The organism is Agrobacterium sp. 16-172Ci (assembly GCF_053522725.1).
In genome coordinates this window covers 20,483-32,492 of the sequence record NZ_JBNWBW010000031.1, presented here as the reverse complement: position 1 = coordinate 32,492, position 12,010 = coordinate 20,483, and the positions used below count along the sequence as shown (strand labels likewise).

10 protein-coding genes are annotated in these 12,010 nt (G+C 60.3%); 6 read left to right on the top strand and 4 right to left on the bottom strand.

What is annotated here, in order from left to right; translation table 11 throughout:
- Nucleotides 1-130: 130 nt before the first annotated feature.
- The 3 genes from ACQZ40_RS22355 to ACQZ40_RS22345 are packed head-to-tail and all read left to right on the top strand — an operon-like array spanning nucleotide 131 to nucleotide 2,715.
- Nucleotides 131-1,084 carry an aliphatic sulfonate ABC transporter substrate-binding protein gene (locus ACQZ40_RS22355; protein ID WP_448748666.1) on the top strand — a complete coding sequence of 318 codons (954 nt, stop codon included), beginning with the start codon at nucleotides 131-133 and terminating at the stop codon, nucleotides 1,082-1,084.
- A 21-nt stretch (nucleotides 1,085-1,105) separates the two neighbouring features.
- Nucleotides 1,106-1,885 (top strand): ABC transporter permease subunit, encoded by a 780-nt coding sequence (locus ACQZ40_RS22350; RefSeq protein WP_137453335.1) that lies wholly within the window; start codon nucleotides 1,106-1,108, stop codon nucleotides 1,883-1,885.
- Between the two features lie 8 nt (nucleotides 1,886-1,893).
- Nucleotides 1,894-2,715, top strand: coding sequence for an ABC transporter ATP-binding protein (locus ACQZ40_RS22345; protein ID WP_104679834.1), 822 nt, complete (start codon nucleotides 1,894-1,896; stop codon nucleotides 2,713-2,715).
- A 41-nt stretch (nucleotides 2,716-2,756) separates the two neighbouring features.
- On the opposite strand, the gene putA is transcribed toward ACQZ40_RS22345, so the two are convergent.
- On the bottom strand, nucleotides 2,757-6,431 hold the full coding sequence (gene putA, locus ACQZ40_RS22340; protein ID WP_448748665.1) for a trifunctional transcriptional regulator/proline dehydrogenase/L-glutamate gamma-semialdehyde dehydrogenase: 3,675 nt from the start codon (nucleotides 6,429-6,431) through the stop codon (nucleotides 2,757-2,759).
- A gap of 177 nt (nucleotides 6,432-6,608) precedes the next feature.
- On the opposite strand from putA, the gene ACQZ40_RS22335 reads away from it, so the two are divergent.
- Nucleotides 6,609-7,079 (top strand): Lrp/AsnC ligand binding domain-containing protein, encoded by a 471-nt coding sequence (locus ACQZ40_RS22335; protein ID WP_003522526.1) that lies wholly within the window; start codon nucleotides 6,609-6,611, stop codon nucleotides 7,077-7,079.
- 59 nt (nucleotides 7,080-7,138) lie between these two features.
- Here the strand turns inward: ACQZ40_RS22335 and ACQZ40_RS22330 are convergent, their stop codons facing one another.
- Together ACQZ40_RS22330 and ACQZ40_RS22325 are read right to left on the bottom strand one after the other, a co-directional pair.
- Nucleotides 7,139-7,705 (bottom strand): sigma-70 family RNA polymerase sigma factor, encoded by a 567-nt coding sequence (locus ACQZ40_RS22330; protein WP_065657313.1) that lies wholly within the window; start codon nucleotides 7,703-7,705, stop codon nucleotides 7,139-7,141.
- A complete protein-coding gene (locus ACQZ40_RS22325; protein ID WP_003522527.1) occupies nucleotides 7,705-7,911 on the bottom strand; it encodes a NepR family anti-sigma factor in 207 nt (68 codons plus the stop codon). Before ACQZ40_RS22325 ends, ACQZ40_RS22330 begins: the two co-directional genes overlap by 1 nt.
- A gap of 138 nt (nucleotides 7,912-8,049) precedes the next feature.
- On the opposite strand from ACQZ40_RS22325, the gene ACQZ40_RS22320 reads away from it, so the two are divergent.
- Nucleotides 8,050-8,844, top strand: coding sequence for a response regulator (locus ACQZ40_RS22320; RefSeq protein ID WP_003522529.1), 795 nt, complete (start codon nucleotides 8,050-8,052; stop codon nucleotides 8,842-8,844).
- Nucleotides 8,845-8,945: 101 nt separating this feature from the next.
- A complete protein-coding gene (locus ACQZ40_RS22315; RefSeq protein ID WP_142845681.1) occupies nucleotides 8,946-9,929 on the top strand; it encodes a sensor histidine kinase in 984 nt (327 codons plus the stop codon).
- A 293-nt stretch (nucleotides 9,930-10,222) separates the two neighbouring features.
- Here the strand turns inward: ACQZ40_RS22315 and ACQZ40_RS22310 are convergent, their stop codons facing one another.
- Entirely contained in the window at nucleotides 10,223-11,947 is a 1,725-nt protein-coding gene (locus ACQZ40_RS22310; RefSeq protein ID WP_448748664.1) for a sensor histidine kinase, read from the bottom strand.
- Between the last annotated feature and the right edge of the window lie 63 nt (nucleotides 11,948-12,010).

Below are 12,010 nucleotides of genomic sequence, written 5' to 3'. Positions count from 1 at the left end.
CATTTGCGCGGAATTTTATTCCCGCAATATTGCTCATATTGAATTATCGTCTCTCTATCGTTTTAATAGAAAACCCTAGCATTGCTCCATATCGTGAACCGGCCAGAGGGGCTGGTGACAAGGAGATAAAATGCCAGCTATCACCCGCCGCGCGCTTTCCGCCAGCCTTTTTGTTGCCGCCGCATTCTCCGTTCTGCCGCTGCAGGCGCAGGCGGCGGAAGAGCTGAAGATCGGTTATCAGAAAACCGGCCTGCCGGTGATCGCCCGCCAGCAGGGTGTCATCGAAAAGGCGCTTGAGGCCAAGGGTGTGAAGGTTTCCTGGGTCGAATTCACCGCCGGTCCGCCGCTTGTTGAAGCCCTGAATGTCGGCTCCATCAATGTCGGCTGGACGGGGGATGCGCCGCCGATCTTCGGGCAGGCGGCCGGTTCCGCCATTGTTTATGTCGCGGCCCTTCCTTCGAACGGCAAGGGTGAGGCGATCTTCACCAAGCCTGAGAGTGGCATCAAATCGGTTGCCGATCTCAAGGGCAAGAAGGTCGGTGCCGGCAAGGGCACCAGCGCGCACAATCTGCTGGTGGCGGCGCTGGAGAAGAACGGCCTGAAATTCAGCGATATCGAGGTGGTGTATCTCAGCCCCGCCGATGCTTCCGCCGCCTTCGCCAGCGACAAGATCGACGCCTGGGCCGTCTGGGATCCGTTCTATGCGATTGCCGAAACCCGCTACAAGCCGGTCACTCTGGCCCGCACCAGCGATGTGCTTGCTGTCAGCACTTATTTCCTCGCCAATCGCGATTACGCCAAATCCAATGCGGATACGATCAACATCACCATCGGTGCTCTGGGCGAGGCGGCGAAATGGTCCGCCGCCAACCGCGACAAGGTCGCCGCAGCTTTGCATGAAGTGACGGGCGTGCCGCTGGAGGCGCAGACGCTTGCCGCTAACCGCTCAGAATTCGGCATTACCAGGATCGACGACAAGATCGTCGCCAGCCAGCAGGAAACCGCCGACCGCTTTTATCGTCTCGGCCTCATCCCGAAACAGATCAGCATCAAGGATGCCGTCTGGTCTGGCGCGACGAACTGAGCAAGAGCCGGAGGGTATGCCATGAGCACCGCAAAGCGTATCGAGATTGGCGGCATCACAGGCTGGCTGCTCCCCGCCCTCATTCTTGCGGGCTGGGAGGCGGCGGCGCGTGCCGGTCTGATTTCCGCCAATGTGCTGCCGGCCCCTTCGGCTGTCGCGGAAGCCTTCTGGCGGCTTCTGCTCTCGGGTGAGCTTGTCGCCAATATCGGCGTCAGTTCCGCCCGCGCGCTCGCCGGTTTCGCCATTGGCGGCTCCATCGGTTTCATCTTCGGGCTGGCCAATGGTCTCTCGAAATTTTCCCGCAGCTTCACCGATACGACGCTGCAGATGATCCGCAACATTCCGCATCTGGCGCTCATTCCACTGGTCATCCTCTGGTTCGGCATCGATGAGGAGGCGAAGCTGTTCCTCGTCGCGCTCGGCGTGTTTTTCCCGATCTACATCAACACGCTGCTCGGCATTCAGGGTGTCGATCCGCAACTGGTGGAAATGGGCCGCACCTATGGCATGTCGCCCTTCACGCTGTTCCGGCGGGTCATTCTGCCGGGCGCGCTGCCCGCCATTTTCACCGGCCTGCGTTATGCGCTCGGCATCATGTGGCTGACGCTCATCGTCGCCGAAACCATCTCTTCCTCGTCCGGCCTCGGCTATATGGCCATGCAGGCGCGCGAGTTCCTGCTGATCGACGTCGTGGTTCTGTCGATCCTCATCTATGCGCTTCTCGGCAAGCTGGCCGACAGTTTCGCCCGCTTCCTCGAAAGCATCTTCCTGCAATGGCATCCAGCCTTCAAGAAAGTCTGAGGTAACCCATGTCGACCGGCAATGTGACGACGCTGAGACGCCCGGATGCCCCGCCATCCCTCCCGTCGCAGGCGAAAATCGAACAACGCGAAAAGACGAGCGACGGCAAGGTCGCCTTCAGCTTCCGCAATGTGGCGAAGAGTTTTGGCGACAAGCCGGTTCTGCGCGGCATCGATCTCGATGTGCGGGAAGGCGAGTTTCTGGCCATCATCGGCAAGAGCGGCTGCGGCAAGAGCACGCTCCTGCGTATTCTGGCCGGCCTCGACACGCCGACCACCGGAACTGTCTCGAAGGATGCATCGAGCCGCACCCGCATGATGTTTCAGGAGCCGCGTCTTCTGCCGTGGGAACGTATCGCGAGCAACGTCTCCGTGGGGCTGACCGGCATCGCCAAGGGCGAGGCGGCGCAGGAACAGGCGCTTACAATTCTCGAAGAGGTCGGTCTGAAAGACCGGGCTGGCGAATGGCCGTATGTGCTTTCCGGCGGCCAGAAGCAGCGCGTGGCGCTGGCGCGTGCGCTGGTGGCCCATCCGCAAATCCTGGCGCTGGATGAGCCGCTCGGCGCGCTCGATGCGCTCACCCGCATTGAAATGCAGCTTCTGCTGGAGCGCATCTGGCGCAAGCAGAAATTCACCGCCGTACTCGTCACGCACGATGTTTCCGAGGCCGTGGCGCTTGCGGATCGCATCGTCGTCATCGATGAAGGGCGCATTGCGCTCGATCTCGATGTGAAACTGCCGCGTCCGCGCCGTCATGGCACGGCGGAATTCGCAAGGCTGGAAGAGCAGGTTCTGAACCAGCTCTTCGGCCGCGGTGACACCAACGGATAAGGCATGAACCGGCAGGGCCGAGACCCCGCCGGACGATATCATCAGCCAATGCTCATCAAGCTGGCATTGCCGCCGGCGGCCGTGGTGTTGACGCTGACGGAAACCTCTTCGACCAACCAGTCGAGGTTATAGGGCTGGCTGTCCGCGGAAAGCGCTTCCGTTGCCGCGGCCTGAACGAGAACCAGCGGGCCGGGCAGGGCGGCGATCTTTTTATTGACCGCCACGATACGCTCCGCATCGCCCTCGACCAGCGCGCCGGCGAAGGGGCCGGACTTCGCCCAGTCATCGGCCCAGACGATGCGCGAGGTCACGGTTGCCGGCAGTCCGTAAATGGATTTCTCCAGTCCCGAAGCGTTGTCGATGACAACCGCGTTTCCGGTCGCGAGCGCTGCCGCAAGCTGGCGGTAAAGCCCCTGTTCGGTTGCCGGAACCAGCAGAACCTTTCCACGCGGATGCAGCGCATAGACATTGCGCTCGCCGACAGGACCCGCCAGCTCGGTTTCGAAACCGAGGCCGGAAAGAACTGCCGTCTGTCGCGCGGCTTCGGCCGCAACGGTTTCGCCGTTTTCATCCAGCCAGCGGGCAAGATCGACTGCTGCCTGATCCTGCTGGCTCGCAACCCGGTCTATCTTTGGGGCAACCTGTGTCATGCGGCCGAGATAAAGCGGACCGCCTGCCTTGGGACCGGTGCCGGAAAGGCCGCGTCCGCCAAAGGGCTGTACGCCGACCACCGCGCCGATGATGTTGCGGTTCACATAAAGATTGCCGGCCGCGACGCGCGACAGCACATGCTGGATCGTATCGTCGAGACGGGTATGCAGGCCGAAGGTCAGGCCGTAACCGGTGGCGTTGATCTCGTCGATCAGCCGGTCGAGATTGTCGCGCTTGAAGCGGATGACGTGCAGCACCGGGCCGAAGACTTCGCGTTTCAGATCGGCGAGCGATTTCATCTCGATGATCGTCGGCGGCACGAAGGTGCCCTTGCCGGTTTCGCCGGCAAGCGTGATCTGTTCGATCCGATGGCCAAGCCCGCGCATGCCCTCGATGTGCTTTTCGATGATGCCCTTCGCCTCGGCGGTAATGACGGGACCGACATCGACGGAAAGCTTGTCGGTGCGGCCGATCCGCAATTCGTGCAGCGCGCCCTTCAGCATGGTGAGCGTGCGGTCCGCCACATCTTCTTGCAGGCAGAGAATGCGCAGCGCCGAGCAGCGCTGGCCGGCGCTGTCGAAAGCGGATGCGATGACATCGGCGACCACCTGCTCGGCAAGCGCGGAGGAGTCCACGATCATGGCGTTCTGACCGCCGGTTTCGGCAATCAGCGGAACCGGCTGGCCATTGGCCAGAACCCGGCCGGCAAGCTGACCCTGAATGAGCCGCGCCACTTCCGTCGAGCCTGTGAACATTACACCGGCTGTAAGGGGTGAACCAACAAGTGCGGCACCCGTCTTGCCGTCGCCCGGCAGAAGCTGCACGGCATCCTGCGGAACGCCGGCCTCATGCAGCAGGCGCACGCCTTGGGCCGCAATCAACGGCGTTTCTTCGGCGGGCTTTGCCAGAACCGGATTGCCGGCAACCAGCGCCGCCGTGACCTGACCGATGAAGATGGCGAGCGGGAAGTTCCACGGGCTGATGCAGACAACAGGGCCGAGCGGCGTTTCGCCAGTCTTGAAGTTCCTGCGGGCTTCCGCCGCGTAATAACGCAGGAAGTCGATGGCTTCGCGCACCTCGGCAATGGCGTTCGGCATGGATTTTCCCGCTTCGCGCATGATGAGGCCGAGCAGGGCAGGCATTTCGGCCTGCATGGCGTCGGCGGCGCGCTCCAGGCAGGCGGCGCGCTCTTCCACCGGGGTGGATGGCCAGTTAGAGGCCACCGCCCGCTGCATGGCGGCTTCGACATCGGATTCGGTGGGCTCCGTCACATGGCCGACGATATCATTGTGGTCGCCGGGATTGAGAACCGGGCGCGTTTTGCCACCCGCCTGCGGTGCCGACGCTTTCCATTCCGTCGTAGCACCTGCCTTCAGGGTTTTGTCCAGTGCGGCGAGCGTCGTTTCACTGGAAAGATCGAGGCCGGCGGAATTTTTGCGTTCCGGGCCGAACAGGCCGGCAGGGGCGGCGATGCGGTCGTGACGCGCGCCGGGAACGGCATAGGCCTTGACGACGGCAACCGGGTCTTCCAGCAGGGAATCCACCGGCACGGCTGGGTCGGCAATGCGGTTGACGAAGGAAGAGTTCGCACCGTTTTCCAAAAGGCGGCGGACGAGATAGGCGAGCAGCGTCTCATGGGTGCCGACGGGAGCATAGAAGCGGCAGGGCCGGTCGAGCTTCTTCTTGCCGACGACTTCGCTGTAAAGCGGTTCGCCCATGCCATGCAGGCACTGGAACTCATAGTCGCCGAGTTTGAAGCCGGGGCCGGCGAGATGGTAGATCGTCGCCATGGACTGCGCATTGTGGGTCGCAAATTGCGGGAAAACCAGATCGCGCGCGGCGAGCAGCTTGCGGGCGCAGGCAATGTAGGAGACGTCCGTGTGGACCTTGCGGGTGAAGACCGGGAAGTCCTCCAGCCCCTCCACCTGCGCGCGCTTGATTTCCGCATCCCAATAGGCGCCCTTGACGAGACGCACCATGATGCGCCGGCCTGCGCGGCGGGCGAGATCGATGATGTAATCCAGAACGAAGGGGCAGCGGCGGCCATAGGCCTGCACGACGAAACCGAGGCCGTTCCAGCCGGCGAGGTCCCTGTCGAGCGCCAGTTCCTCCAGAAGGTCAAGCGACAGTTCCAGCCGGTCTGCTTCTTCGGCATCGATGTTGAGGCCGATATCGTATTTCTTGCTGAGCAGCATCAGCGATTTGACGCGCGGCAGCAGTTCCGCCATCACCCGCTCCGCCTGCGCGCGGGCGTAACGCGGATGCAGCGCCGAAAGCTTGATGGAAATGCCCGGTCCGCCATAGATGCCGCGCCCGGCAGACGCCTTGCCGATGGCGTGGATGGCGTTTTCATAGTCCTTGTAATAACGCTCCGCATCCTTGGCGGTGGTCGCGGCTTCGCCCAGCATGTCGTAGGAATATTGGAAGCCCTGTTCTTCCAGCGGCTTCGAACGCTTGATCGCTTCGCCGATGGTCTCGCCGGTCACGAATTGTTCGCCCATCATGCGCATGGCCATATCGACGCCACGGCGGATGACGGGTTCGCCAGCGCGGGCGATCAGCTTGGTCAGCGCCGCCGAAAGGCCGCTGTCGTTTACCGTCGAGGTCAGCTTGCCGGTGATGACGAGGCCCCAGGTGGCGGCGTTGACGAAGAGCGAGCGCCCGCCGCCAATATGGGACTTCCAGTCGCCGCGCGCGATCTTGTCGCGGATGAGCGCGTCGCGGGTGGCTGTGTCGGGAATGCGCAGCAGCGCTTCGGCAAGGCACATCAGCGCCACGCCCTCGTGGCTGGAGAGCGAATATTCCTGCACCAGACCTTCGACGCCGGTGCCCCTGGTCTTGGCGCGCAATGCCTCGATCAGTTTGCGGGCCGTGTCGCGAATGGCTTTCGTTTCTTCCGCCGTCACCGTTGCCGCCTCGATCAGCGGCGCCAGGCATTCTTCCTCCGGGCGACGATAGGCGGCGGTGATCGCCTTGCGCAGCAGGCTTTGCTCGCGCACCGGCGGCGCAAAATTCTGGAAGATACCGTTCGCCACTACACCGGCGTTGCTTGCACCATCGGCCATTCTGAAAAATCCTGAAAACGCTGTTGAAGACAGACCTTCGGCGGCAGCGTGTCCTCCGCCCCGCCGCTTGTCATCCTGTGACAGACAATATCATCACCGCAGAAATTGCTATGGCCCTATTTTCAGGATAAAACAGGTAATATGAACTTTTATTTTTGAAATATGGCGTTAAATCACATGGCAAATAGTCAAAAAACAGACGATCTGGATCATTTCGATCTCAAGATTCTCGAGGCGCTGAGCGAAGACGGGCGCATGTCCGTGCTGCAGCTCTCGAAAAGAGTCGGTCTTTCCAAGACGCCCTGCCAGACACGGCTGAAACGGCTGGTGGATGAGGGCTATATTCTCGGCTTCCGCGCCATGCTCAATCCGCAGAAGCTCGGTGTCGATCACATCGCCTTCGCCGAGGTAAAGCTTTCCGATACGCGCGAAAAGGCGCTGGAGGAATTCAACGCGGCGGTGCGCAAGATCAAGGAAGTGGAGGAGTGCCACATGATCGCCGGCGCCTTCGATTATCTTCTGAAGGTGCGCACCAGCGATATCCGCAAGTATCGAAGGGTACTCGGCGAGAAAATCTCAAGCCTGCCATCCGTCGCCAACACCTCGACCTTCGTGGTCATGCAATCGGTCAAGGAAACCGGCATCTGAAAAGCGGACATGAAAAAACGGGCAGACGTTTGCCTGCCCGTTTCTGATGTTCACTTTCCTCAGCGCGCCGTGGCGGCGGCGGTCACCGCGGTCATCTGCGCGTCCGGGCCGAACTCGTTTTCGTTTTCGATGCCGAGCAATTCCTGCAGGCGCAGCCTTGCGCGGCTGACACGGCTCTTGATGGTGCCGACGGGGCAACCGCAAATTTCGGCGGCTTCCTCGTAGGCAAAACCCGAAGCCCCGATCAGCAGGATCGCTTCACGCTGGTCGTCCGGCAGCTTTGCGAGTGCTGCGCGGAAGTCCTGAAGGTCGACCGAACCATGCTGTTCTGGCGGTACCGACAGGCGCGAGGTATAGACCCCGTCCGTATCCTGCACCTCACGGCCGGATTTGCGGATCTGGCTGTAGAACTCGTTGCGCAGGATCGTTACCAGCCATGCCCGCATATTGGTGCCCGGCTGGTAGCTATCCTGTTTCGCCCATGCCTTCATGATCGTGTCCTGCACGAGGTCGTCGGCACGGTCCCGCGAGCGGATGAGCGAAATCGCGAAGGCGCGCAGGTTCGGCAGCGCCGCCAGCATTTCCCGTTTGAAGTTGTATTCTGTCAGCTCCGGCTCTTTCGCCATCATTCCTCCGAAGCCTTCATTTTGGCTCTGCTTTCGGCTTCATCGAGTTTTTCGAGAAGGTCGAGGAATTTGTCAGGGATGCCTTCATCCTGAACGGCATCATAAAGCTCCCTGAGCTTACGGGAAATCACCGCCCGCCCGGAGTGTGGAACCTGGGGGGCGGCCGAATTGTCCGGCTGATCTTGGTCCGATTGAAATATGCTCATAACGTCCGGTATTCCTTTTGCGTCGTGGCAAAGAATGCGCCGTGAAAAAAATAGTTCCGGCGGAACGGAACTTTTTTTGCAACGCGCACGTTGCTATCGTGGGTTTGCGTTGCAGACCGCATGAAAGGGGAGAATTCCATGTCAGTTTCTACACGCATCGCACCGCACCTGCCATATCTGCGCAGGTTCGCGCGTGCCGTTTGCGGCTCACAATCGACGGGCGATGCCTATGTTGCGGCAACACTCGAAGCTCTGATCGCCGATATCAGCATTTTTCCGCAGACAAGCAGCGATCGCGTTTCGCTCTATCAATTGTTCGTATCGATCTTTAGTTCCGTCACGATCAATATTAAGACCGACGAAAACCTGTCGGGATGGGAAAAACGCGCCTCGGCCAACCTCTCCGCCGTGCCGGCGCTTGCCCGCCAGGCGTTCCTTTTGACCACGGTCGAAGAATTCACACCTTCGGAAACCGCAGAGGTTCTGAAAGTCTCGGAGGATCAGGTCGGCAAGCTGATCGATGAGGCAGCCTCTGAAATCGCCCGCCAGGTGGCAACCGATATCATGATCATCGAGGACGAGCCTCTGATCGCCATGGATATCGAGCAGATGGTCACCGATCTCGGCCACCGCGTCACGGGCATCGCCCGCACCCACACGGAAGCGCTCGATCTCTTCCATCGCACCCAGCCGAAGATGATCCTTGCCGATATTCAACTCGCCGATGGCAGTTCCGGTCTCGATGCAATGAAGGACATCCTGCAGATGACCACGCTGCCGGTCATCTTCATCACCGCCTTCCCCGAGCGTCTTCTGACGGGCGAGCGGCCGGAGCCGACCTTCCTTGTGACGAAGCCGTTTAATCCGGACATGGTGAAAGCGCTTATCAGCCAGGCCCTGTTTTTCAACGAAAGCTCACGCGTCGCGGCGTGAATTTTGCCGAAACCGCAGACTGACCGGGAACCACTCTGGTGCCCGGGCGTTGGCGGTTACGGTCGTGGGGGTGCCCCGCGGCTTTCTGCAAGGAGACGAATTTGCATCGGCTGGCATGGCATAACGCGGAGAGGGACGAAAGCGAACTTCACGATTCGCTCGTCCTCGCCTTGCTCGATTCGGGTGAGACAGTCATGCTGCAGGACTGGAACCGCGACTATATATTCGTGGCCAATCTGCCGGATGTCTGGAAAATTCCGGCAGAATCCCGTCCCACAGATGAAAATCTGTTCGGTAACGATCTCTCCGCCCGACTGGCCGATCTCAAGAAGGACATGAACACGGCGGGCAGCCGCGGCATGCTGGAAGTCAATGCCGGCAATGATCGCGTCTTCCAGTTTCAGGTTCATTCCACTCTTAACCAGACGAACCAGGTGGTGATGAAAACCACCATTCGCGAGGTGACGGCGGAAAGGCGGCGCGAGCAGCTTCTGCGCTCGCTGCTGCGCGAGGTCAGCCACCGTTCCAAGAACCTCCTGGCGATCATCCAGAGCCTTGCCGGCCAGACGGCCCGGTTCAGCCTGACCAAGGATGATTTTCTGCGCAAGTTCCGCGGCAGACTACACGCTCTCGCCCAGAGTCAGGATCTCATTACGGATTCGGACTGGCGGGGCGCGCGCATATTCGAGTTGTTGCGCCAGCAATTCGATCTTTATGTGCCGGAATATCCGAACCTCATCCATATGGAAGGCGAAAACCTGCTGCTCAATCCGAATGGCGCGCTCTATATCGGGCTCGCCTTCCATGAGCTGGTCGTCAACACCGTCAGCCACAGCGGCAATCTCGCCTATCACCCGCCCATATCCCTGCAATGCCGTCAGGAGGGTGATTTTTATATCGTTGAATGGAATGAGCCGATGATGCCGTCGAAAGAGCCGGCGGAGACCCGGCGCGGCAGCTTCGGCAGCGTGGTGCTGGAAAAGGTGGTTCCCTCCGCATTGGGGGGAAGTGCCGAATACGAGTTGACGCCCGAACGGATCGTCTACCGGCTGAAATTTCCCTCCGGCGACGGCGCGGATGCCTGAAATCGCGATATCGCGCGCAACGCCGGGTTCATCTTTCATTTCATGAAAGCCAAAACAAATAGCACGGCTCATGAAAGAGCCGTGCTATTTTTATGACAGGTTTTCAGGGGCGAAACCTGTTTATTTTCAGCCAAGCTTCAGGCGGGGACGGGGGAATTGCTTGGCCTGCAGTAAAAACACGCATGACCGGATTCGGTTCCCAAAAAATGCGTTTTTTTAACATTGCGCAAAATACCGGCCATTTTGCCGGTTTTTTGCCGTCTGCACAGCGGATAGGTCCGCAAGTCGCGGCCTTAATGCGTGCCTGTCTGTTCCGATCGTTTGGGCGTGAAGTAACGCATCGGCGCTTCCAGCGACCACTCGAAGCCGGATTCACGATATTCCGTCAGCACCTGCCCGCCGAAGGCGCCTTCCGCATGTCTTTTGATGACCGTGGTGCCGAAGCCTTTGCGGCTCGGTTCTCTGGCGGGCGGTCCGCCCGTTTCGGTCCAGACGAGATGGATCATCTGCCGCCCGTCTTTTTCACGCGACTGCCAGCGCAGGGTAATTTTTCCCGCTGGAGCCGACAATGAGCCGTATTTGATGGAATTCGTCGTCAGCTCATGGACCACCAGACCGAAATTCTGTGCCGCTTCCGGGGAAAGCATGAAATCCTCTCCCACCAGCACGATGCGCTGCGCCACGGTTCCGAAAACATCGAGGTGGGTTTCGATCAGCTTGCGGATCGGCAGACCCTGCCATTGAACCTCCGCCAGGGCCCGGATCGACATTCCAAGGCCGCGCAGGCGGTGATCGACCTCCTTCTGGAATTCTGGAATGCTTTTATTTTCGCGTCCCAATTGCCGTATCATCGCCTGAACCAGCGTCAGAATGTTCTTGGAACGGTGAACCAGCTCGTGCAGCAGCAATTGCAGGCGCTCTTCCGACTGGCTTCTGTCGAAGGATGCGTTGGAGAGCGCGATGGCGACCTGATTGGCCTCCTTTATCTTGGTATCGACGGGCGCGACGATTTCGCCTTCGCCGATGCGCTCGGCCATCAGGGTCAGGTCACGGATGGAGCTGCGCAATTGCCGGCCGACCAGATAGGCGCCGCCAATGGCAATCAGCACCAGCATCAGGCTGCCGATCATCATCTGCCGCCAGGTGTCTATCAGCGCCGCCTGACTTGCGGCGAGCGGACCCCACATCACCGTCTTCCATTGCCAGCCCGGCAATTGAGCATAGGCATAGAGGTTACCCTTGCCGTCGAAAAAATTGCCACTGAAGGCCTGCATTTCCGAAAGGACATCGGGGGTGACAAACGGCTTGCCCACTTCCGCCTCTTCGGGCGCGCTTGAGACGACAACGCGGTTATTGCCGTCAATGATGGCGACCGCCCAGTTGCGCGGCAGGTTTTCCGTGGGGATGAGCCTGCTCAGGTCGCTGGTATTCTGCGTCAGGATCAGGGCGTCTCCGGCGGGGTCCAGGTCCGGGCCTAGCGGCATGGTGACGTTGAACACCCATTCCTTGCTGGTCGAGCCGAAAAACATGTCCGAGACGGTGATGCGGCGGGAGTCGATCGCCTTGGCCAGATTGGCTTCCGCCGACACCTTGCCGAGCGGCTGGCCATAGGGCACGCGCGTATTGAGACGCTGCTGACCATCTTTGGTGGCGAGAATGGCGTAAAGGCCCTCCCGCTTCAGACTGTCGGCGACGCGCCCCTGAAACGCGGCGAGGTTGCCGCTCTCAAGTTCCGGGAATTGCGACAGGAGATTGAGCGAGGTGGCGATTTCCTGCAGGCGGCGGTCGATGTTGCGGGAGACCACCCGTACATCCTCGATGGTTTCCCGTTGCAGGTCGTCACGTTTTTCCGCCTCGAGGCGCAGCATCAGATAGCCGCCGAAAAGAATGAGCGGCAGAGTAATGACGGTAGCCATCACCACCAGATAGGTGCCGATGGAGGCGGTCGGGAAAAAATTCGCACTGCGCCGACGCAAAGCCGAGATCATGTCTTTCAGTCTGTCGCCGGGTCGAGGCATACAAAAACTCCGGCAGTTATGGCATTGTTACGACACGGATAATACCGTGCCGTCCCCCTTTAG

Coding starts and splice junctions, on each gene's coding strand:
- ACQZ40_RS22310 (WP_448748664.1), bottom strand. CDS start 11,947: ATGCCTCGACCCGGCGACAGACTGAAAGACATGATCTCGGCTTTGCGT.
- ACQZ40_RS22355 (WP_448748666.1), top strand. CDS start 131: ATGCCAGCTATCACCCGCCGCGCGCTTTCCGCCAGCCTTTTTGTTGCC.
- ACQZ40_RS22335 (WP_003522526.1), top strand. CDS start 6,609: ATGGCAAATAGTCAAAAAACAGACGATCTGGATCATTTCGATCTCAAG.
- ACQZ40_RS22345 (WP_104679834.1), top strand. CDS start 1,894: ATGTCGACCGGCAATGTGACGACGCTGAGACGCCCGGATGCCCCGCCA.
- ACQZ40_RS22325 (WP_003522527.1), bottom strand. CDS start 7,911: ATGAGCATATTTCAATCGGACCAAGATCAGCCGGACAATTCGGCCGCC.
- ACQZ40_RS22330 (WP_065657313.1), bottom strand. CDS start 7,705: ATGGCGAAAGAGCCGGAGCTGACAGAATACAACTTCAAACGGGAAATG.
- ACQZ40_RS22350 (WP_137453335.1), top strand. CDS start 1,106: ATGAGCACCGCAAAGCGTATCGAGATTGGCGGCATCACAGGCTGGCTG.
- ACQZ40_RS22320 (WP_003522529.1), top strand. CDS start 8,050: ATGTCAGTTTCTACACGCATCGCACCGCACCTGCCATATCTGCGCAGG.
- putA (WP_448748665.1), bottom strand. CDS start 6,431: ATGGCCGATGGTGCAAGCAACGCCGGTGTAGTGGCGAACGGTATCTTC.